Annotated in this window: 17 protein-coding genes and 1 pseudogene; 1 reads left to right on the top strand and 17 read right to left on the bottom strand. The window is 43.3% G+C overall.

Annotation, left to right across the window (positions count from 1 at the left end):
- Nucleotides 1-78 precede the first annotated feature (78 nt).
- The gene (locus tag MHI45_RS07445; protein ID WP_076108902.1) at nucleotides 79-798 is read right to left on the bottom strand and encodes a hypothetical protein; all 720 of its coding nucleotides are present in this window, start codon (nucleotides 796-798) and stop codon (nucleotides 79-81) included.
- A 23-nt stretch (nucleotides 799-821) separates the two neighbouring features.
- Nucleotides 822-1,598 (bottom strand): RNA ligase family protein, encoded by a 777-nt coding sequence (locus MHI45_RS07450; RefSeq protein WP_076108901.1) that lies wholly within the window; start codon nucleotides 1,596-1,598, stop codon nucleotides 822-824.
- A 305-nt stretch (nucleotides 1,599-1,903) separates the two neighbouring features.
- On the opposite strand from MHI45_RS07450, the gene MHI45_RS07455 reads away from it, so the two are divergent.
- Entirely contained in the window at nucleotides 1,904-3,643 is a 1,740-nt protein-coding gene (locus MHI45_RS07455) for an ABC-F family ATP-binding cassette domain-containing protein (RefSeq protein ID WP_340897311.1), read from the top strand.
- Nucleotides 3,644-3,819: 176 nt separating this feature from the next.
- On the opposite strand, the gene MHI45_RS07460 is transcribed toward MHI45_RS07455, so the two are convergent.
- The 15 genes and pseudogenes from MHI45_RS07460 to MHI45_RS07530 all read right to left on the bottom strand — a co-directional run bounded on the left by MHI45_RS07460 (nucleotide 3,820) and on the right by MHI45_RS07530 (nucleotide 22,096).
- Nucleotides 3,820-4,524 carry an ABC transporter ATP-binding protein gene (locus MHI45_RS07460; protein WP_076108899.1) on the bottom strand — a complete coding sequence of 235 codons (705 nt, stop codon included), beginning with the start codon at nucleotides 4,522-4,524 and terminating at the stop codon, nucleotides 3,820-3,822.
- Nucleotides 4,525-4,857: 333 nt separating this feature from the next.
- The gene (locus MHI45_RS07465) at nucleotides 4,858-7,536 is read right to left on the bottom strand and encodes an ABC transporter permease (RefSeq protein ID WP_340897307.1); all 2,679 of its coding nucleotides are present in this window, start codon (nucleotides 7,534-7,536) and stop codon (nucleotides 4,858-4,860) included.
- A gap of 627 nt (nucleotides 7,537-8,163) precedes the next feature.
- Nucleotides 8,164-8,295: pseudogene (locus tag MHI45_RS07470) on the bottom strand (sporulation initiation factor Spo0A C-terminal domain-containing protein); the annotation flags it as partial.
- 251 nt (nucleotides 8,296-8,546) lie between these two features.
- A complete protein-coding gene (locus MHI45_RS07475) occupies nucleotides 8,547-10,331 on the bottom strand; it encodes an AIPR family protein (protein WP_076108897.1) in 1,785 nt (594 codons plus the stop codon).
- 516 nt (nucleotides 10,332-10,847) lie between these two features.
- Nucleotides 10,848-11,195: a hypothetical protein gene (locus MHI45_RS07480; protein ID WP_076108896.1), complete on the bottom strand. Its 348-nt coding sequence runs from the start codon at nucleotides 11,193-11,195 to the stop codon at nucleotides 10,848-10,850.
- Nucleotides 11,196-11,324: 129 nt separating this feature from the next.
- On the bottom strand, nucleotides 11,325-11,516 hold the full coding sequence (locus MHI45_RS07485; protein WP_076108895.1) for a hypothetical protein: 192 nt from the start codon (nucleotides 11,514-11,516) through the stop codon (nucleotides 11,325-11,327).
- Between the two features lie 71 nt (nucleotides 11,517-11,587).
- A complete protein-coding gene (locus MHI45_RS07490) occupies nucleotides 11,588-11,977 on the bottom strand; it encodes a DUF6979 family protein (RefSeq protein ID WP_076108894.1) in 390 nt (129 codons plus the stop codon).
- A gap of 230 nt (nucleotides 11,978-12,207) precedes the next feature.
- Nucleotides 12,208-13,530 (bottom strand): group II intron reverse transcriptase/maturase, encoded by a 1,323-nt coding sequence (gene ltrA, locus MHI45_RS07495; RefSeq protein WP_341159857.1) that lies wholly within the window; start codon nucleotides 13,528-13,530, stop codon nucleotides 12,208-12,210.
- A 604-nt stretch (nucleotides 13,531-14,134) separates the two neighbouring features.
- On the bottom strand, nucleotides 14,135-15,427 hold the full coding sequence (ltrA, locus tag MHI45_RS07500) for a group II intron reverse transcriptase/maturase (protein ID WP_076108940.1): 1,293 nt from the start codon (nucleotides 15,425-15,427) through the stop codon (nucleotides 14,135-14,137).
- A gap of 714 nt (nucleotides 15,428-16,141) precedes the next feature.
- Nucleotides 16,142-16,960 (bottom strand): sporulation transcription factor Spo0A, encoded by an 819-nt coding sequence (gene spo0A, locus MHI45_RS07505; protein ID WP_076108893.1) that lies wholly within the window; start codon nucleotides 16,958-16,960, stop codon nucleotides 16,142-16,144.
- 198 nt (nucleotides 16,961-17,158) lie between these two features.
- Nucleotides 17,159-18,235: a SpoIVB peptidase gene (spoIVB, locus tag MHI45_RS07510; protein ID WP_340897305.1), complete on the bottom strand. Its 1,077-nt coding sequence runs from the start codon at nucleotides 18,233-18,235 to the stop codon at nucleotides 17,159-17,161.
- 171 nt (nucleotides 18,236-18,406) lie between these two features.
- Nucleotides 18,407-20,134 carry a DNA repair protein RecN gene (gene recN / locus MHI45_RS07515; protein WP_340897304.1) on the bottom strand — a complete coding sequence of 576 codons (1,728 nt, stop codon included), beginning with the start codon at nucleotides 20,132-20,134 and terminating at the stop codon, nucleotides 18,407-18,409.
- A 42-nt stretch (nucleotides 20,135-20,176) separates the two neighbouring features.
- Nucleotides 20,177-20,626, bottom strand: coding sequence for a transcriptional regulator AhrC/ArgR (gene ahrC, locus MHI45_RS07520; RefSeq protein WP_038594921.1), 450 nt, complete (start codon nucleotides 20,624-20,626; stop codon nucleotides 20,177-20,179).
- A 29-nt stretch (nucleotides 20,627-20,655) separates the two neighbouring features.
- The gene (locus tag MHI45_RS07525; protein ID WP_256718008.1) at nucleotides 20,656-21,126 is read right to left on the bottom strand and encodes a hypothetical protein; all 471 of its coding nucleotides are present in this window, start codon (nucleotides 21,124-21,126) and stop codon (nucleotides 20,656-20,658) included.
- A 97-nt stretch (nucleotides 21,127-21,223) separates the two neighbouring features.
- Nucleotides 21,224-22,096: a TlyA family RNA methyltransferase gene (locus MHI45_RS07530; RefSeq protein ID WP_076108890.1), complete on the bottom strand. Its 873-nt coding sequence runs from the start codon at nucleotides 22,094-22,096 to the stop codon at nucleotides 21,224-21,226.
- Nucleotides 22,097-22,104 lie beyond the last annotated feature (8 nt).

The following is a 22,104-nucleotide window of genomic DNA, read 5'->3' on the forward strand; positions in this document are numbered from 1 at the left end:
AAAAACCGCTATTCACTTCGATTGGTTAATCAAATGAATAGCGGTTCAGCTAGACTAAGATTTATTTCATTGAAGCTTTCAACTAAAATTCTGATCAAAACATGTATTAGTTTCACATTTAATTTTGTACCATTTACCACCATAGCCCTCGTTTTCTTGTACAACCAGTCTATTTCCGCATCGTAGGCAATTCTTTGTTACGCTGCTATCTAACTTATACTCTTTAACATATTCTTCGGCATGTTCTACCTCTTTGATTTCTTGTCTAAGTGCCTGGTCACTGATGTCGAATTCTTTCATGTCTCCTCTACTAGCATGTATAGACCGGCCAAACGCACCAAACCCTCCAACCAATTCGTGATGATGCGTACTAATCCGTCCTCCACCTCTTTCAAATAACTTGATGATTGGCTCATATGTATCATGAAATTTAACAGCAATCGGGTCGCCGGCATCAAGCAGACTGCACCATTGAATATAATTGGAGCAAATCATTTTTAAAACCGTTAAATTTATCGGCTCAAGATTAGGACAAATTTTGAACAGATTATCAAAATCGAGAAGCTCCATTTCATTATTAATGATTTTCGCCATGCCTGCATAAATACTAACGCCTTCAATAGACATAAATTGTAATAAAACACCAACTCTACGATAGTATTCAGCGATAAGTGTAGCGTCTGCAGTATATTCACCTTTGGACCTTACATCTTCATACCTTTTATTAGAGATATCTATATAATACTTAGCATCAATATTGTTAATTCGATTTACGGCTCTTGTATAATGAGTCTCCATAATAACTCCCTTACTTTGCACAGTTATTTTCTAAACGTTCGTTCATAATCTTCGAAACGGATCTTTCTAATTTGTTTACGGTCAGTTGTTCTAACAATGATTCCTTCTGATTTGCCTGTTGCCTCGATCCCTACTTGCGTATTTTCGAACCTTGTTAAGTAAGAATATGTATTCTCAAGAGAAGTTGGAAATTGGGAACCCTTGATGGTTTCCAGAAGGGGGGCGGACTGCAAATCCATGCGCTCTACAAATCTCTTCTTCTCAATCTCATTATAAAATGGCTGATTACCATGATCTCGCCACTCCGCAATTTTCTCCTGCGATAACTCTAGAAGTCTATCTAATTCATCCTTATCCAAGGAAAACACATCAAATACACGATACCCTTGAGTTCTTCTGTCAGAATAGTTCTTGGAAGCTTTAGTTTTTCCTCCATAAGATTCCTGATAAATTACGGTTAATGCCCAGTCACCCTGTGAAAAGATATCTGCTGTTACTTTCTCTGCAAACGGTTTAAGGAATTCCGCAATGTTCCCGTAAGGATTACCGATTCTGTCTCCTTTTGCATATAACAATTCTTCTCTGGAACCAATCAGATAATCAACTTCGTTATAATCATTTTTAAATAGAATGATTCTTGAATTTTCACCATCTACTTTTTCGTAAACAAAAACATCGTCTGATTCTGAGAAGCCTTTGGACTCAGTTAATACATCATTCAAGCGACCCCGTTCACCTAATTGATGATAGGTAAGAATGCTTGGGTACTTTGTTAAAGAATTAAATTTCTTCAAATTCAAAATATATCTTCCTCTCTCAATGAAAGTATTATTCAAATAGTTTATCGGGTGAGATGGGAAAAAAGTATAGATTTCAAAAACCCTTCACCTATCCTGATCCACAGCTTATCCGCTGCCAAACGCCATCTCAACAGGCGAGATCATGATGTTCTAAGTTGTATTTTTCAATTTCACGAACAACTTTAATGCGAAATGATTGAAGTTGGTTGTAAACAGTGTTACTCTATCAACGGTAAACTCAAAATCTATGATCTTCAATACATCTATTAATCGTCACTATTTTAGTTATAAAGAAAGGTAATACTATGATAAAAGTTGATAACTTATCCTTCTCGTTTCCGCAAAAAGAACTATATAAAAATATTTCATTTACGTTAGAAGAGGCTCAACATTGCGCTTTTATAGGAACAAGTGGCAGTGGGAAAAGTACACTGATAGATATACTGATGGATCCAGAAAGATATATTTTCGATGGCATGTTAGAGATCGACCCAACTTGCACAATCGGGTATGTAAGTCAGTTCTCGCAACTGGACAAATCTAAAGAAACAACAGTTTTTGAATATATAGGAGAAGAATTTATTAAGATCCAAAATGAAATAAAATCTATTTGCACTGAAATGGAAACATCATCGGATATTGATTCGTTACTAGAAAAGTATCAATTAGCTTTAGACGCATTTGATTCAATTGGCGGGGATGATTTTGAAAGCAATATTAATAAGAAACTAAATCTAGCAAACCTCATGAAGCTAAAAGATCTTAGGGTATCCGACCTGAGTGGCGGAGAATTCAAACTTATTCAAGTGATGAAGGAAATGCTTAGTAGTCCAGACTTAATGATTATGGACGAACCAGATGTATTTTTAGACTTCGAAAACCTAAATGCGCTTAAAAATCTTATTAATTCCCACAAAGGAATACTGCTAGTTGTTACGCACAACCGATATCTATTGAATCATTGTTTTAACAAAATTATGCACCTTGAAAACATGGAGATCCAAGAGTTTAATGGGCGATATATTGATTATAACTTCTCATTACTTCAAACTAAAATTGAGTTACAAGAACTCACAATCGCTGAGGATGAAGAAATTGAGAGAAACGAGAGCATAATCATTAATCTTAGAAATATCGCAACTTACAATTCAGAAGCATCTAGAGGGAAAGCGCTGAAAGCTAGAGTTAAATTTCAAGAAAGATTGGAAGCGCGTAGAATTAAAGCGCCATTCGTAGATATTAAGCAACCGGATATCAGTTTAGGTATTGATTATGAAATTGAAGACACCGTTGTTGTAAATGTCAATAATTATAGTGTTTCCTTTGATGAATTGCTTTTAGAAAATGTTAACTTTGAGATAAAATCTACTGATAAAGTAGCCCTTATCGGTTCAAACGGTACTGGGAAAACGACTTTACTCCGAGAAATCTTTAAAAATAATCATGATTCAATTGAAATAAACACTGATGTTAAAATGGCTTATTTATCTCAGCTTCAAGGCGAAATGCTAAAGGATTCTAATACAATACTGGAAGAATTCATCGATGCTGGGTTTAAAACTTATGAAGAGATAAGATCGTATATTTCAAACTATGGCTTTGAAGGAGAAATCGTTAATCAAAAGATAGAATCTTTATCTGGTGGAGAAAAAAATATGCTTCAATTGGCTAAAGTTTCTGCCAGTAAAGCAAACGTATTGCTTCTTGATGAGCCGACAAGCCATTTAGACACCTATACACAAATAGCACTGGAGAAAGCCATTGAAGACTATAAAGGTGCGATTCTCATGATTTCTCATGATTTCTATTCTGTGGTAAATGGTATGGATTATGTTTTAATCATTGCCGATAAGACGATTAGAAAAATGAGTATGCGAAAATTCAGAAAGATGATTTATGCTAGTCATTTTGACAGAGACTATTTAGAAACTGAACAAAAGAAAAAATCAGTTGAAATGAAAATAGAATTGGCTTTAAAGGATACTGATTTTGAACTTGCAAAAGTATTGGTTGATGAGCTGGAAGAGCTGATTAAGTTGCTTTAAACTACAACCTTCTGGATTGAAATGATTACAACAAGAAAGACACTGATGAATAGATCTCAGTGTCTTTTTACTGCATTCATTTCTGAATAGCTCTTGCCGCTAGAAAATATAAATCCCCTTATATTAAGAATGAATGGATAGTCACTGCCGTGTGGCAAGACTGCCATATCATGATATCACCCGTCTGTTCCTTCTCCCCTGTCGTGCTCAACAGAATCAGTGAGTCTTCCGTCTTTCATACGGATTACACGATCTGTTGCTGATGCAACTAACGGGTCATGCGTGACGATAACCACGGTCACTTGCTTGTCCGTATTTATCTTACGCAGCAAGGTTACTATCGCCTCCGATGTCACAGTATCTAAAGCTCCAGTAGGCTCATCAGCCCAGATGACGCAAGGATTATGCACAATAGCGCGGGCAATTGCAACCCGCTGGGCTTGTCCTCCGGACAGTTCATGCGGCATGGCCTTCAACTTATCCGATAGCATGACATCTTTAAGTGCCGCCTTTGCAGCTTTGTGGGCAACTGACATCTTAGCGCCCTGACTGATAAGCGGCAATGCAACGTTATCAATGACATTCAATACAGGAATCAGATTGTATTGCTGATAGACAAAACCCATCGACGTCAGCCTGAGCGCGGAGACATCTTTTTCGCTCATTTGGTGCAATGCTTGCTTGTCGAACCAAATCTCGCCACTGTCAGCTGACTCAATACCTGACAGCGTATAAAGCAACGTGGATTTACCACAACCAGATGGCCCCATAATGCTCACCATCTCACCCCTATGGATGTGTAAATCCACCCCTGATAATGCGACTGTTTGTGGAGTCGCTGCCATGCCGTAGTTCTTACGGACAGCTTTGGCTGCAATCATGACCTAGAAACCTCCTCTACACGGGTATAAGACCTAATTGGGCAATCGTTCCCTCGTCGTCGTTACCTCTCCCACATGCCCCATGTAGGCAATCGTACGGTCAGCGTTAAGCACATAGGCATATGGGAAAATTCCAGACGGTACACGTAATGGAATTCCTCAGCGGAAGCAGACAGTACGTCGAAGGAAAAGTCAAAATGCTGCTGGATTACTAGTGCTTCATCCACGTCACCATCGCTTACAAGAACAATCTACCTATCGAATACAATTAAAGTGGAGTTGCATAGTGTGTTCGCCCAGCAAACATCGGCACTTCACCCAAGTGACCCCTTGTTACTCTGTCCGACTGTTCTGTATACGTCTTAATCCGGCTGTGCTGAACCGGTTAAACAACCAGATGAAGATCAGCAATCCGATGATGAGACCTGTCACTTTCAGATAAGGGAACGAAAACTGAACACCCATCCACGCCAGACGCAGCAGCATCTCCGAACCGAGCCTTCCGACCACAATACCGCTAACTAACCCAACGATACCAATCAGACAACCCTCTACGATAAAAATCTGTTTCAACGACTTTTGGCTTACCCCCATCTGCCGTAACATAACCATATGGGGAACCCGCTCCTGTACGGATCGAATCTGAATCACATACATGCCGAGTAAAGCCATAAGCATCATGAATGACATAATGATAGAGAACAGCGTCAATTCAGCTTTAACAATCATCGTAATGATGGCGTGGTCCTCACCAGGCGTAGTCATCGTAACACCAGCTGTTTTTGTAAAATGGTATTTCAGTGTCTTTATGGAATCTGCCGCCGTCCCATCTGTATTATTCAACTGCAACAGCGCATAGCCTTTGGGTTCTCTAGGCCACTTATAAGCGCCGTTTGTATTATATTTGTTGTAGGGTTCGTCAGCCACTATAAATACCCTGCCATTGAAGCGGTTATCATCACCAATGGCGAACGTTCCAGCTACCGTGACCACTTCCTCTCCAATCAGGTTTTCCTCTTTGCCCCCACCTTTCAGTAAGCGGAGTGGAATTTGATCGCCTGCTTGGTACGTGCCTTCCAATTTATCATCCACGAGAACGACAGACGCTTGATCGCTCATGGCCTGATATACTTCTGCATCACTCTGAAATTGCGGCGCGCGGGAGGTGAGCGGTAATTGGTAACCTTCCCCTAGCCACTTTCCCCACACAACTTGTGAATATGCCCATTTGCTACCATTTTTAGAAGGGGTTACTTCTGTAAGATCAAGTGCATCATCGGGAGATGAAACGAGTATTCTGTACGTATCCATGTAGGCAGCACTTTGGACGATTTCTTGCACTTCATTCATATTGGCTGTCAGCTTATCTTTTTCCCGCTCATCGACATAAGAGATATAGGCGTCAGCAGCCATAAAAGAATCTTTCTTGTTTATAGCGGCATAATCTTCAACATTGGAAGCGAAACTTATCATCACGATCAAACAGCAGGATAATACCGTGAACAATAAAACGATGCCTAATGAACGACTAAACCGCATATTCGGGTACTGCGTGCCTAACGTAACAGACAAACGATCCACCCACCGATGTGGCAAAATGGAGGATGCCCGTTTCATCCAAGGTACAATGAGAAACATAAGATAGGCAGTTGTTATAATTCCAGCAAGCCAGCTTATAATCGAACCGAATACTCTTGCATTAAGCCTATCGGCATCTGTAACCCCCTCTGTGGCGAAATAATTGAAATAAATAAATGCCACTGTGACAAGGAGACAACATAAGACTTTGAACAGACGCTTCCGTGACGGATTAACACGATTATCCTCCTTGCCCATCAGGTGCAGAATGGATGTGCGCTTAATGAAACGCCCGACAAAACATGCCAGCAGTAAGAAAACGATAAACATGGAAAGCGCAATCCAGCACGTTGCCGTCACATCCACATGGGGTTGGATTGGATAGGCGTAAGCGGAATACCGATCCAGTAATTGTTCGATATAAAATACATTAATAGACAGCAATCCGAAACCGAGTACATTCCCGAGAACAACTCCCGATATGGTAATGACCGCACACAATAACGTGCACTCACTCACGTAGATGACAAAGCAGTTGCGGTTACTGAGTCCAAGCGATCGAAGCACGCCAAGATAATATTTGCGCCTTTCTTTCAGGATATTAAACAACTGGGTCAACAGCAAAATTCCAGCGAACAAAGAAACTGCGACAAAAAACAAAAATGGAGGCGTGAAAATACTCTGCACCATCGACATATGAGATAGCGCTTCTTTTTTGACTGGTTTCTCAATGAGATCAGTAAAGAAGGAACTGCCTGGTAATGATGAATACATCTTGTCCGTCGCCAGTAAAATACTGTGTGCGCTTGCTTCTGGAACGCCGAATATCTGATGCGCAAGCCTGTCCGAGAGAATAACTGTCCCTTGTGCCCGCATTGTTCCACGAAAACCCGTTAATCCGCTTTCCTCTGCTAAATCACGAATCGTTACAGGCACTTCTTGCCCGTCAAACGAGATTATCATTGTTTCACCGACACTAAGTCCCAACTGCCGTGCCAGCGGAACCGATACAATCGCTTCTTCTGCTGTCAGAGGATCAGTAGACCACAACGGTTGCTGCGGTTCCAGTTCCCGGGCATTTTGAAAATCAAATCCTAATGCAATGATGCTATCTTCCCCAGCTTCATCATTATTCCCGCTGTGCGCGGAAACCACCTGAGACACGTAGGGAAGACTGGTAATATTTCTGGCTTGAAGTTTCGTCTTAACATTTTTAATCTGAGCCTCGGTTAATTCAAGTCCGAGACGCGGATAAATCTCTGAACCAATTACACCAAAGTGTTTTTCTTCCCATAGTGATTTACTGTATGTAATAGAAGAAATGACAAAATAACATGAAAAAATCAGGATGACACCGATTGACCCTATGCATACGGTGAGTAGCGTTTGCCGTATCTGGGCTATGAAATTTCTGGCTCCCATTTTCCAAAACATGCCCATTGTAGCACCAACTTTCTCTTACGGGCGCTTATAGCCTTTGCCCCCTTAATACAGACACAAATAGTAAATTTAAAGTTGCCTTATATTCAGTCGTTCAAGAACGAATGACATCAGGAGCGCTCCTAATCATCGACCATCCAGAAACATGGATTAATCAGTTACATGTGCATTCAATCTGGGAATAAGAGCAGTTTCTTCGATGCTGAGTGTCATCACAAGGCACCACTCACGTTAGGAAAAGTATAGCATAAACCCTATTAAATGGAATGCGATTTTCTAAAAGAATCGATTGGGCTATGTATTTAGGATCTCTGCACTAATTAACATTAACAAAAAGATGGTTTATGATTATTTTGCCATAATAAATAGTATCGTAAGCGTCAAATAGCCCACACCTTGACATCAAGATGAGGGCTACAACAATTTTAAAGTTTGCTAGTAACTAGCTAATGTCTTCTTTGCCAGATTTCTTGTTGTACAATAAAACATAAAGTTCTCAATTTGAAATTCAAATTGATTGGCTTTAAATTGCCCAAAAAAAAGTTTATAGGCAAAATTCATTTAGCCAAACAATTATTCTAATCCCCACAAAGTCCTTCACATATCCTGATTCTAACCCTTTCAAGAAACCTTATGCTCAATCCGCAGCTTGTCGGCTACCATAGCAATAAATTCTGAGTTAGTCGGCTTGGATTTGGAGATATTAATGGTATAGCCGAACAGGTGGGAGATGCTGTCGATGTTGCCACGGGTTATAGACCGATTTTATTATGAGCTATAGTCACTATTTATTGGGTTTCTTTTGTAACATTTATTGCCTTTAGCACTTTCACACCCGGGTTATAATACCCCAAGTCTTAATTCCAGTCCTCACCTTCGATTCAAAGTAGCTAACAATCCTAATGGAATAAATGTCCCGGGTTTCACTTTTACCAAAGTGGTATGTAATTTCCCTAATATAGTTTTTCAATACATTTATCAAGTTTTAAGTTTTTAGAATTAATTTAACTCGATACAAAATATGACATCCCAACTTTCTCCAATAACGTTTTATGAAAGAATTGACTTTTAGTCAAAGTTGCAATACTTTTGTTATCTGATTGCTCTTTTATTGTTTCTTTCATAATTCCGATAGATTTCAATAGTATTTCATCAAATTTTTCATTTACTTGAAAAGTCCATTCACTGTGATTGCTGACTATCTTACCTATCTTGTCAAACGAGCAAACATCTTTTTGGGAGAACTGTGAAAATAAAGATAATAAATAAATATCAGCTGTATTAAGAAATGTATACTCTCTGGCTTCCTTCATTCCTCTTATACTTAAATACTCTAGTATAGCCCTTTTTCTCGAATTACGAATATATTGTCGATAGCTTTTTATTACTTCCAATATTCTTTGGTATAGCTCAAAACAGCAAATAACCCTTTCTGCATTTATATTTTTGAAAATAATAGAAAGATTCTCATTTGTAAAAAGAAGCGATTTATCCTTTTTGGCAATTGGCCCCATATTTTCATAAAATGTTGCATATAACTGAATTGCTAATTCCAGGGATATAGTTTTATTTTGATTTAAACCAAAAACATTCGCTTTTTCCTTTTTAGAAAGCAACTTTTTAAGAGTCTGTACTTTATTAGCTTGTCTCTCCAAAAAGTAACCCTTTTCTGATAAATCTATTTCCAATTGTCTAATAATAGGTAAATTTGAAATTAGATAACTATCTTTAATTTCAGTTTGAGAATTTAAAAAGATTGATATATTCTGTCTTATTTGAGGATCGTTAACTTCTATGACTTTTACTTGAACATAACCTTCCAATAACTTACCTTGACTCTTGGTTTCTAACAAACTATTCATTGTTTGACAGCCGTTAACGACCATGGGATTTCTAATCTTTAATTTTTTCCTTGTATCAATATACTTTACATTTGGCGAAACCATAACTATTCCATTATTATACAACTGGAAATTAATAACTTCATCAGGAGAAGCCGCTGTTTCAATAATACCTTTATTAAATTTATTACCTGCTCCATGAAATAGTCTTACGTTTTCGTCGAAAATAATTTCTTTATGCTTCTCACAAATATCCGCCAGTTCCTCCAATGAACAATAAATAGTATAGGATGCAGAATTTTCAGAAGTTAAAATGCCAGTACTTGAACCAGATTGTTTTAATTCGATTTCAAAGTCTTCAAATGTCTTTTTACTGGAATATATAACATTTGCTATCCTTTCTTTATCAAACAACTCCCAATATATTTTGTTACCAGTATCTTTAATATATTTTAGTTCCCCATCGAGAATAATTTGCGCCGTTTCACTTAACCCTCCACTATATCCAACAAACACCATTTTGAAAGTAAAGATATCAGAATCTAAAATCTCTTTTATTTTTTCTTTCAGCTCATCGTTTGCATTTCCAGGAGCCTTTCCGCTTGAACAGATCTTGTAACCTCTTAAAAATGTTTCAATCTCATCTTTACCTATCAGTTTATCAATATTACTCACTTTATCCGGTAGTTTAAACTGATACAATTCGATTATTTCTTTTGCTTCATCTATTATAACTGCATCGATTCCCCAATCGTTAAATCCATCTGTTATATACTCCGAAATATCATCATCGCTTAAACCACGTATATTCATTAAATACCAATGAGCAAAGGCATGGCTTTTTCTTTCGTAATCATTTTCTGTCTTTATTGCCTCTACCTCTTCCAGAATTCTCTGATAATATGTTTGATACATTCCCTCGTATCCACCTAAAAGACTTTCACCCATGAACCCCACATCCTAATTATTAGAATTTATTCCAATACATATTATACCTAATTCTTGTAGATAAAACTCGAATTTCATCTATGATTGAATCCATAACTCGTTAATGCTAACATTACCTATTACTTAAATTCTCATCTTTATGATGATTTTCGGATTTTTAACGTATATATCCTATCATCTTCAAGCATTTTCATCAGTTCTCAACAATCCTTAAAAAGTGCATATAACTCAGTATGACTTTTTCATTTTTTAAAATTTTTTAACGAAACTGTAACATTAGTAAAGCCAAGAATGCCTTCAATGGATCGAGGCTAGCTAAGGATTTCAGGAAAGTAGGTGTCTAAAATACATTTCATAACGTACTAGGACGACTCGTCTCCTCTTCAAAGTTTCCCTAAAAGGGGACTGCTCTGTGAAAAGAAGCAAAAACAAAGAACCAACTTAAAAAGTTAGTCCTTCGAAGCTTAAAGCTAAAATGTATAAGTTTAATAAATTGAATGTTACTGTTGTTTTTCTCTAAATACCTTGATAGTCTCTAGGGTAAGAAGAGCCTTGATATTCGCAATTTTCCGAAACTTTTAATTCATTATATGTTTGCCCACTATAGAACTTTTTGAGGATAATTTTAATTTCGAAATCCCCTTTACCCTTATCATGTAATTTAATTCCTTTATTTCTATTCCCATTTCCCAACAATCCAAAAACATCAACCCCTCCAAATTCCCCATATCCTTGGTAAGCAGGTTCATAATAAACTTTATCTGGAGTAACCAAATAGCATTTTGATTGTTCAGGATTAAGACCTACATTAACATTAGCAATGCTCATGCCACTTACCGCACATTTCCAACTAAACATCCCCATTAATATTAGCCTCCGCTTTAATGCAATATTATTTTTTCACTTTACAAACAACAATTAACGATACTACTAGATAATCTTTACTGAATATGTGCTCCGCTATTTATAGATCAGTGTATCATTTTAAAGTTATCAGCGAATCCACTGACCTTGGTCATTTTCCCACTTTTGTACAACTCTATCCTTTATGTTTTCTTCATAGACTCTGATTGCCTCATTATAGTTGTTTGTTCTTGCAACTATGTAGCCTAGATACCCATGCTCATCTGGATTGTTTTTTGTCTCTATCACAATGTAAAAAGCTTTTTTCAATTCTTCTATCATACGTTCGTCCTCTCTTTCCTTTGGATAATATTGTAATAGTAAATATACGGGGTAAAATCATTTAGGTTTCCTTAAATAATTTGTCCGCTCGCCCACAACGCAAGTACAACATCCATTTGAGAGTTGTGAGATTTCTTAACGCCCTGCATAACTTCTTTCCACAAGCTATTCCTATCATTAGCTAATTCTGGATTCCCTCTCAACAACCTCACAGCTTCAACAGCATAGGTCTTGTTTAGGCTATCCGATTTATAGGTATAATTCCCCTTAGAAATACCTCTGACTAAGCCTTCTTCACATAAACCAAGAAAAGCATTCTTTGGACATCCTTTACGCTGTGCAGGTGTGTTCGCTCCAAATAATTCAATTGTAGTTTGATTCCACGCATCTAGAGGAGTTTGGACTGCTCTGTTATTTAATATTTGAGTAGCATTCACTGCTGCCGTTCCATACTTATTCATTAATTTTCACGCTCCCATCACTTTTCGTATCGGATTAGCAAAACCTAATCAAGATGTAACTGCGGTATTTGAAGCATTCCCTGGCATCTCTATCAACTCTGACCGATTCTAGAGTAAAGGGCTGGGTTCAAAACCAGCCCCTCCGGGTAGAAGGGCCACCCAACTGGTGACCCGAACCCCCACAGAACCCGGCGTGCGGATTTCCCGCACCGGGCTCTTCAGAACTGGTTTTACAGCATCGCGTATGTCTTCAACCGTTGATATGGGATGAAGATTTTCGGTCGCATCAGTGGAAACAATGAACGTAGTCGCTGGTATTCCTTCCAAGTCACGTAGCTCTTCCGGCTTCGTCTACTGAGTACCTTCCGCCAATAGGTGACGGCTGTGGCGTACACTTTACTCAGACACCTCATGTTGCCTGCCATTCCATAGTAAGCGTAATGTCCTTGCAACATTTGGTTAATCTTCTTTGCCTGTACCTCCAGCGGTTCATGCTGCATTCTTCTCATGGTTTCCTGCACGTTTCCCATACTTCGCTTCAGTCGCTTCTTCTCTGTCTTTCTGCCCACCATGAAATTCCCTTGCCGGTTTCGCGTACAGTAATGCGTAAACCCTAGAAAGTAGAGCGTATCCGGCTTCTTCTTCCCTTTTCTTTGGCTATGTTTGCTCGCAAATCTCCCAAACTCGATTAATCTGGTTTTGCTCGGTTCCAACTCCAGCTTGAACTTATGAAGCCGATTTACCAGCGCTTCCTGAAAACGGATGGCGTCGCTTCGGTATTGAAAACATACGATAAAGTCGTCGATATACCGAATTAGATAGGCTTCGCCTCTAAGCCGCGGCTTAACTGCCTTCTCAAACCATAAGTCCAGCACATAGTGCAGGTACACATTGCTTAAAAGCACACTAATGGAGCCGCCCTGCGGCGTACCTTCTTCACTGGCGTGGACTTTCCCGTCTTCCAATACGCCAACTTTGAGCCAGCGCTGGATCAGCCGGAGGATTCGCGGATCACCCATGCGATGTTCCACAAATTTCATCATCCACTCATGATCCAGGCTGCCGAAGAAATTCTTTAAATCGGCTTCGAATACCCAACCCACCTTTTCTCCGGCTATGATCTCATTCAGTGTTGCTAACGCGTTGTGCTGCCCTCTGCCCGGTCTGCCTCCAAATGAACAATTTAGAAAATCTTGCTCATAGATAGCGGTTAGTATCTCTGCTGTGCACCGTTGTAAAGCTCGGTCTGCCACGGCCGGGACACCTAACGGACGTTTCTCCTTCTTTCCAGGCTTCGGTATCCAGACTCTTCTTACGGCTGGCGGTTGGTAGCCTTTCCGGTGTATGGACGTGAGCATTTCTTCTGCCCACACCCCGAAGCTTTTCACAGCCTCGTCTCGGGTAACCCCATCCACACCGGGAGCCGTTCGTCTGGGAATATGCTGCAGACAGTCTTGTAGCCGTTCTTTAGAGATGTGGTGGGTAAGCGAAGTGAACTGAAGTTTCGTATCTTCTCGTGCTTTTGCTGCTATTCTTTCCAATCCTGTTGTCATGGCTAGGTTCTTCCTTCCGTTGTATGAAGGCCTGTGTCCTCCCGTTGTATGGAGCCCATGTTGCCTTAGAAAGATTCCATTTCTGCTGACCGCTTCCCCATGTAGCAGGCTCTCCCTGCCTCGGAGTACTATCCGTCAGTAAGACTTCCGGCAAGTCTTTGAGCCTCCCTTGCTTTGTAGGCTTGTTCGGCTCTACCAAAAAAAAAATTGGAACTGCCGGATCTCCCTTGTTCCCAAGAAACCCTTGGACAGCATGCTGTAGGTACGAACCCCGGAAGCCCCGGTCACCCTCTTGCCCTATCGATGATGCCGGTTCTGCCTTCTCCACAGAGAAATAGGATCGGCTGCTTCAACCACGTTTGATTTCGGGGCTAATTATCCTCTTCACTTGATTCCGGCCTACTGTCTCCCTGTCTACGCTTCGCCGTACATGTTACCATGCACCACGCAAGACTCGGTACAGGACTGCTGGCTAGGCTTTGTCCTGATCACCATTTCAGGCGATACGTGTTTCTTGAACTTGCAAGGCGCAATCCTCATCAAACCGTACGTGAGGTTTTCCCTCATACGGCTTTCCGATGTTCGTCATTCATGGGCATGCAGGTTACAACAGCGTTTTTAGTCCATATTGCATGGCTAAGTATTTGACCTCCGACCGTGATCCCCTCCATCTTCTGCGTTGTCTTTTCTTGGCGTACCACCGGTTTAATCGCTGCAAAGTATACCAATCCAACTTGGCTAACCTCTTTTGACTGTAGTTCGTGTAGTAATAGTTTCTCCATCCTTGAATCTTTGGATTGAGCCATTCTACATGTTCCGCGAACGATCTCGAACGCATGCTGGGTGGTGACAGTCTTTCCTTGACTACCCCTCGAATACGCTCCTCCGCCTTTTTCGTTAGCCACTGCTGCGTGGTGGTGTACACCTTGCCTTGGGAGGTTTCTGCTTTGGTTTTCCGGTGATGCATCCCTAAGAAGTCGAATCCTTCGTCTCCTGTCCACAGTCCTACAATGCGGGTTTTGGTCGGGTGTAGGGTCAACTCCAGACGCTCCATAATTTTACGTATAAGTTCATACGCATGGTCGGCGTCCTTCTTGGTTTTGCAGACCACCACAAGATCATCTGCATACCTCGTGAGTTCACCTATTCCGCTCCCGTGTTTCTCCCACAGTCGGTCGAAATAGTTCAGATAGATATTCGCCAAAAGCGGTGAAATGACTCCACCCTGCGGTGTTCCTAAATCGGAACGCCTTACGGTTCCTTCTTCCATGACTCCCGCCTGAAGCCACTTCCGTATTAACTTCAGGGTCCGCCTGTCATTGATACGCATCTGTACTAATTTCATAAGCTTCTCTTGATTAATATTGTCGAAATAGCCTTGGATATCCACATCGACTACCCAATTTCCTTTGCGGTTGCAGGCTTTCCGGATTCGTTCCAGCGCTCCTTTTGCACTTCGCTTCGGGCGAAATCCGAAGGATACTTCCTCAAAATCCGCTTCAAAGATGGGTTCAATCACGAGTTTCGTTGCCATCTGTAGGACTCGGTCGCGCACGGTGGGTATGCCCAGCGGCCTTGGCTTCCCATCCTTCTTCGGGATATAGTGTCGCCGTACGGGCTGCGGGTGGTAGGTGCCTTCTTTCAATTCTCGCTCACAGTCCTTGAGGAATCTCGTTTCTCCTTGTTCCTCGATATCTGCTAGCGTCACGGCATCTACTCCTGCGGCTCCCTTGTTGGCTTTTACTCGTTTCCACGCTTCACACAGGATGTCCCACCGGTAGACTTTGTCATATAGTGCATGGAATTTACGCTTGTTGTTCTCCTTGGCCGCATGACCTAGCTTTTCTTGGAGTTCTTGAACTTTTTCCTTGGGTGTCGTTAGCCGTTTGGCATTCACTCACTCGTACCTCCTCCAAAAGCATAAACAAAGCAGGGCTCCTTCCCTCCCTAAGGTTATGTTGTCCTTAGGTTCTTCGGTACTATGAGCCCCTCGGACTCCCTTCCTGCAGACGATTCACTTCGTCTTTTGGACTTATAGAATGCCTCTTTACGGTTTCCTAAAAAAAAAATCCCGTGCAGGGGAGGGTCTCCCCAGTTCACTGCACGATCTTTCAGCCCATGCCGTTCCCTATACGCCGGAGGGTTCTTCGCTGCTGCTCCAAGTTCTGTACAGCTTCCTTGGCCTTCGTCCAAAGACACGAGACTCGGCTCCCTCTCTTCCCCTTTGCAGGGCCTTTTTGACGACGCGGCAGGATTCACTTGATGTTGCGGCCTGGGGTGTTGCTCGCCCTGCCTCTGACCGGACTTTTGTCGATGCGCTTTTACACACAGATTTCGCCATATGCAAGCATCCTAGCTACCAAGGTGGCTTGGTCCCTCCTTGGGTTGGACTTTCACCAACTAGATCATGCGTGCTTCTGGGCACGCTATCAATAAAAAACCGCCCTTCATTGGATTTGGAAACCCAATAAATAGCGGTATTTATAGCTCATTGTAAAAATATTTATCGGTTTGAAATGACCATTTCCCGATATTTATCGGTACCCTTGCTTTACCATAAACATCGCAACAATCCCTACAAAGTCCTTCACATATCCTGATCCTAACCCTTTCAAGAAACCTTATGCTCAATCCGCAGCTTGTCGGCTACCATGGCAATAAATTCTGAGTTAGTCGGCTTGGATTTGGAGATATTAATGGTATAGCCGAACAGGTGGGAGATGCTGTCGATGTTGCCACGGGTCCAAGCCACTTCAATGGCATGACGGATCGCGCGTTCTACGCGTGAAGGCGTGGTCTTGAATTTCTCGGCGATGGCCGGATAAAGTGTCTTGGTGATGGCACCGAGGATTTCGATATTGTTGTACACCATCGTAATGGCTTCACGTAAATACTGGTAACCCTTAATATGGGCCGGAACGCCGATTTCATGAATGATTGAGGTAATGTTGGCATCCAGATTTTTGCCTTTGGAGAGCGGCACAACATTGTTGTTATTTCTGGAGCCGGAATAATTGGACATGCTGGAGGAGGAGCTCATACTGCCTTGGGTACCGACAAGCTGACGCACACGATTGGCCAGAACCTCCATATCAAACGGCTTAAGAATATAATAGGACGCGCCAAGCTGCACAGCTCTTTGAGTGATGTTCTCCTGCCCAAAAGCAGTCAGCATAATGATCTTCGGTTGCGGATTCAAATCCATATCACGCAGGCGTTCCAGGACGCCAAGTCCATCTAAATGCGGCATAATGATATCAAGAATTAGCACATCCGGAACTTTACGTGCCCCGCTAAGCATTTGAAGCACTTCTTCACCATTATAGGCAATGCCCGTCACGGTCATGTCTTCCTGTTCCGTAATGTATTCGGCAAGCAAGTTCGTAAATTCCCTGTTATCATCGGCCAACAACACTTCAATATTCTGCACTGGCTGCTTCCTCCTTATTAATAACTGCTATTCGAAAATAACATTTATCTTGTCTCCCTTACATTTTCGACATGCAGTTTGAATATCCTTCTGTCGAAAATTATTTTTCTTTATTTTTTTTCGGCGTTGGATTATAATTAAATATTTTGTTTCATTTTTCGATCTTTCTCGCTTAGCTTCGACAAAAAAATCTTAAGGCTAAACCGCCTTAAGATTGTAGGGAGCAATATTGCTCTGCTGAGCCACACCAGAGTCTTTCAGCATCCATTCGATGAAGCAGCCATACCCTGACTTCGGGTCATTAACGAATACATGGGTCACTGCGCCGATTAAACGGCCATTCTGCACAATCGGACTGCCGCTCATGCCTTGAACGATTCCTCCGGTTTTGTCGATCAGACGGGGATCGGTAATACGCAGCACCAGACCTTTGGTTGCCGGGGTCTGCTGATGGGCAACATGGATGATTTCTACATTGAATCGCTCGACCTGCTGTCCGTCAACCACTGTAAGAATTTGCGCGGGCCCTTCCTTGACTTCACTGCTCATGGCAATCGGTATCGGCTGCTTATACAGGCTGTGCTCCGGATTGCGGGTCATTTTACCAAAGATCCCGAAGTCCGTATTGCTTTGAACATTGCCAAGCACTTGGCTTTCCTTTAGAAATACAGCACGTTTCTCGCCGGGATCACCGTCCTGGCTCTTAGAGATTGAGGTCACACTGGACTGGACGATGTGACCGCTGCCGACGACAATCGGTGTTCCGGTATTCATGTCCGTAATGACATGGCCCAGAGCGCCATATACGCCCTGTTCAGGAGCATAGAACGTTAAGGTGCCGACACCGGCTGCTGAATCGCGGATGTACAGCCCTAATCTCCATACCTTGTCATTACGGTCATAAGCAGGCTTCAGCTTCGCCGTATGTTCTTTCCCGTCGCGTTTGTACACGATGGTCAGCGGCTCATTTGCCTTTCCTGCACGCTCCACAAGCTTGGTTACCTTAGATACCTCGTCCAGCTTGTTCCCGTCAATCGAGATCATCAGATCACCCGGCACCAGACCACTGTTCTCTCCTGGTGAAAGCTTGGACTGCTCGGATACTTCAATAAGATGATGGCCCACAACCAGAACACCTGCTGACTTCACTTTGACGCCAATCGTCTGTCCTCCAGGGATGACTTTCAGCTCCCCGTCAATTCCTTGTACCGGCTTGTCAGGCGGAATATCCAGCGGTGATGCATAGGCCTGGAGAGATCCCGTCATTCCTGACATGCTGAGAAAGAAGGCAAATAAAAGGCCGGGCATTAACTTCCTGAGGTTCGGCTTCAATGGCTGTCACGCTCCCTTTTGCTTCTTTCGCTTGACGAAAAAGGTGGTCGCCAATTGCGTACCTATAAGATAACCTTGCCCCCAGGCTTTTATTACTGTCAATCATTGTCCCGCTTACCCTAAAGCTGCTTTGCTGGCCTCGGCCAGACCAAGCATCTCCTGTGCGTGATGCAATGTTTTTTCGGTAATTTCCACACCGCCCAGCATCCGGGCCAGCTCCATCACCCGGCCTTCCGCTGAGAGAGACTCCACTTCGGTCATCGTCCGTCCGTCCTCGACTTTTTTGCGAATTAAATACTGATGATCGGCCATGCAGGCCACCTGCGGTAAATGCGTAATTGAAAACACCTGGCAAGAAGATGACAACCTGAACAGCTTATCCGCTATGGACTGGGCAGCCCGGCCGCTGACACCGGTATCCACTTCATCAAAGATAAGAACCGGAATCGCATCGGTCCGCGCGAATATGCTCTTCATCGCCAGCATAATCCGCGACAGCTCCCCGCCGGAGGCAATCTTGCCCAGCGGTCTCAGCGGTTCTCCCGGGTTCGGTGAGATCATAAATTCGGCGCCGTCGATCCCCTGTCGGGTCAGACGGTAACGCCGCCCCTGATGTTCGATACCCCGGGGGTCCACCAGAGGTTCCAGCTTGACCTGCAGCGAGGTCCGTTCCATCTGCAGATCCTTGAGTTCACCTTCAACCTGGGTAGACAGATCTGTTGCACACTGGCTGCGCGCAACACTGAGCTTCCCGGCTGCCTCCATTAGAACGTTCAGCAATCCATCACGCTTCACGGTCAGCTTCTCTATATATTCGTCTTTATTCTCCAGAAGATCGGTCTCCCGCTCAATCTGCTCATAATAAGCCAGAATCTGCTCAACACTTTCCCCGTATTTGCGCCGCAGGCCGGTAATCTGATCCAGACGGTTCTCAATTTCCTCCAGCCGGACCGGATTGAACTCGATTTCCTCACGGTAGTCACGCAGCTGGAACGCAGCATCCTCAAGCTGATAATAAGAAGACTGCAGCTGATCAAGCACTGCCCGGAGACCCTTTTCATCATAACGCACCGCGTCCTCCAGCTTCGAGATCACGTTACCAATTGATTCCAATCCCTGCCTGTCATACAGCAGCTCGTATGCGCCGGATACGGAATCCATCATTTTCTCGCTGTGGGATAGTTTGACCCTTTCTTCAGCAAGTAATTCATCTTCTCCGGGTTTTAATCCTGCAGAAGAAATTTCCTCTAATTGAAAGCGGTACAAATCGAGCATTTGGTAAGCTTTTTGGCTTGATTCCTGAAGCTCCCGCAGTTCTTTCTCTACTTTGGCAAAAGCGGAATATTTCTCTTGATAATCAGCCTTAAGAGGGCCAATCACGGCATCTCCGTATGTATCCAGCAATCCCAGGTGACGATCTGCCTTCAGCAGGTTCTGGTGCTCATGCTGCCCGTGAATATTGACCAGCTGTTCACCGATCTCACGCAGCATGCTGAGATTCACCATTTGCCCGTTGACCCGCGAAGTGCTTTTGCCAAGGGAGGTGATTTCACGGCGGATAACCAGATGCTCCTCCCGGTCGGCTCCGATGCCAAGACGATCTAGGGTTTCCCATACCGGATGGCTGGCGGGTAAGCTGAATAACGCTTCCATTTCTGCCTTCTCACAGCCGTAGCGGATCGAATCCGCTGACCCGCGTCCGCCTGCAATAAGTCCAAGCGCATCTATAATAATCGATTTACCTGCCCCGGTTTCCCCTGTAAGCACATGAAAACCGGGATAAAAATGCACATCTACCGCTTCAACAACGGCAAGATTGCGGATCGACAAGGTTTCTAACACGAATACAACACCTCCGAAAAGATGATCACTGAGTTTTTTAAATTAAGAGATATAACCCATAATTTGCGAAATAACATCTTTGCTGTCCTCCGGCTGACGGCAAATAATCAGAATAGTGTCGTCACCGGAAATGGTGCCCATAATTTGCGGCCAGTCAATATTGTCGATCAGAGCCGCTACTGAATTGGCAGTACCCGGAAGACATTTCATCACCACGAGGTTGGCGGAGAAATCAATATGAACAAAGTTGTCCACCAGCACGCGCTTTAGCTTCTGAATCGGGTTGTAGCGCTGGTCGGTCGGAAGAGAATATTTGTATCTGCCGTCATCCATGGGAACCTTGATCAGCAGCAGTTCCTTGATGTCACGCGATACCGTAGCCTGAGTGACCTGGAAACCGGCGCCACGCAGTGCCTCCACCAGATCATCCTGCGTTTCAATATCCCTCTGTGTAATAATTTCACGTATCTTAATATGCCTGTGTCCCTTCATTATTGCCTCCCGTATTTAAAAAATGAACTTTAATTCGATTCCCCATCATCTTTGCCAAGTTTGATGAGATGTATGGCCGAAGCAGACGTGTTAACATACAGAACACCGCTGCATTCGGGATAAATCAGCAGATAAGGCAGCAGGGTATCCCGAAGGCCGCTGCCGGTAAACTCCAGCCCTTTGCGCGGGCGGGATAAAATCACCAGGTAAAAATTGTCCTCTTCTTTACTGGCAACGTAGTCAATGAACAGCCTGCTGTACATCGGAGACCCGTCTACCTGAAAAGATAGCGGAATCTTCAGTTTGCCACCAATCACCTCATATCCAGCCGCCTCCAGCAGATCTATGGCAGGATGGGGCAGAATGTCTTTATTGAGGGGCAGCCGGTCCTTGATGAACGAACGCGGAGAGCTCTGCAGCCATATAAATATCCGGTAAATCAGGAAGATCGATACCGCCACTCCAATGAGTATCATAACCACTTTATCAGAGCTCGCCAAAGCAATCACCTCGGTGATTTATTCGCTTGAGGATCGCTGAAATCCTGCTTGTCGTACTGAGCCCGTGGTTATTTGTTGCTGAACTAGCAAAAGAAACTCATCGTTTCTTCGATGAGTTTCCAGTGGTATTGGCAGTAAATGTCGCCGCCGCTTCCTTAATTACGGCATCAGCAAGCTCTGCAAACGAAGTCCCCGGGTCCGTTGCCGATGCTGTTTCCACAGCTTCCGGCAGCAGCTTCCAATGGGCCAGAAATTCGATATTTCCTTCTCCGCCAGTAATCGGTGAGAATGTCAGACCTTCCAGCCGGTAGCCCAGCTCTGAAGCCATGGTCAGCACATTCACCAGCACCTCTTTATGAACGGCCGGATCACGCACCACTCCTGATTTGCCTACCTTTTCACGGCCAGCCTCGAACTGCGGCTTGATGAGTGCGGCGATGTCCGCAGGGCGGTTAACCAGCGATTTGAGCGGCGGGAGAATGATTTTGAGCGAGATAAAAGAGACATCTATGCTTGCAAAATCAGGCACCGGCCCGATCAGATCAGGCGGCGTCATGTAGCGGAAGTTGGTCCGTTCCATCACGCTGACCCGCTCATCATTGCGCAGACCCCAATCCAGCTGGTTATAACCGACATCAATCGCATAGACATGGCTTGCACCATTCTGCAGCGCGCAATCGGTGAACCCTCCGGTAGAGGCGCCAATATCCAGCATGATTCTCCCGGTCAGTTCGATACCAAACTGGCGGAGCGCCTTCTCCAGCTTCAGTCCCCCGCGGCTGACATAAGGATGCACAGCTCCCTTAACCTTTAGGGTTGCACCGCGCGATACCTTCATGCCCGCCTTCTCGATCCGTTCTTCATCCGCAAGCACCAGGCCGGCCATAATGGCAGCCTTGGCCTTCTCGCGGCTTTCATAAAAACCTTGTTCTACTAACAGTACATCTATACGTTCTTTAGGGTGTTCCATGTTCATCT

Origin of the sequence: Paenibacillus sp. FSL H3-0321 (genome assembly GCF_038002865.1) — a bacterium.
Taxonomy (GTDB): Bacteria; Bacillota; Bacilli; order Paenibacillales; family Paenibacillaceae; genus Paenibacillus_AQ.

Excerpts from the sequence above, each read along its gene's own strand:
- MHI45_RS07490 (WP_076108894.1), bottom strand. The coding sequence starts at position 11,977 with ATGAATAAGTATGGAACGGCAGCAGTGAATGCTACTCAAATATTAAAT.
- spoIVB (WP_340897305.1), bottom strand. The coding sequence starts at position 18,235 with ATGTCAGGAATGACGGGATCTCTCCAGGCCTATGCATCACCGCTGGAT.
- MHI45_RS07465 (WP_340897307.1), bottom strand. The coding sequence starts at position 7,536 with ATGTTTTGGAAAATGGGAGCCAGAAATTTCATAGCCCAGATACGGCAA.
- ahrC (WP_038594921.1), bottom strand. The coding sequence starts at position 20,626 with ATGAAGGGACACAGGCATATTAAGATACGTGAAATTATTACACAGAGG.
- MHI45_RS07455 (WP_340897311.1), top strand. The coding sequence starts at position 1,904 with ATGATAAAAGTTGATAACTTATCCTTCTCGTTTCCGCAAAAAGAACTA.
- MHI45_RS07445 (WP_076108902.1), bottom strand. The coding sequence starts at position 798 with ATGGAGACTCATTATACAAGAGCCGTAAATCGAATTAACAATATTGAT.
- MHI45_RS07530 (WP_076108890.1), bottom strand. The coding sequence starts at position 22,096 with ATGGAACACCCTAAAGAACGTATAGATGTACTGTTAGTAGAACAAGGT.
- MHI45_RS07460 (WP_076108899.1), bottom strand. The coding sequence starts at position 4,524 with ATGATTGCAGCCAAAGCTGTCCGTAAGAACTACGGCATGGCAGCGACT.
- ltrA (WP_341159857.1), bottom strand. The coding sequence starts at position 13,530 with ATGACAACAGGATTGGAAAGAATAGCAGCAAAAGCACGAGAAGATACG.
- MHI45_RS07475 (WP_076108897.1), bottom strand. The coding sequence starts at position 10,331 with ATGGGTGAAAGTCTTTTAGGTGGATACGAGGGAATGTATCAAACATAT.
- MHI45_RS07480 (WP_076108896.1), bottom strand. The coding sequence starts at position 11,195 with ATGGGGATGTTTAGTTGGAAATGTGCGGTAAGTGGCATGAGCATTGCT.
- MHI45_RS07485 (WP_076108895.1), bottom strand. The coding sequence starts at position 11,516 with ATGATAGAAGAATTGAAAAAAGCTTTTTACATTGTGATAGAGACAAAA.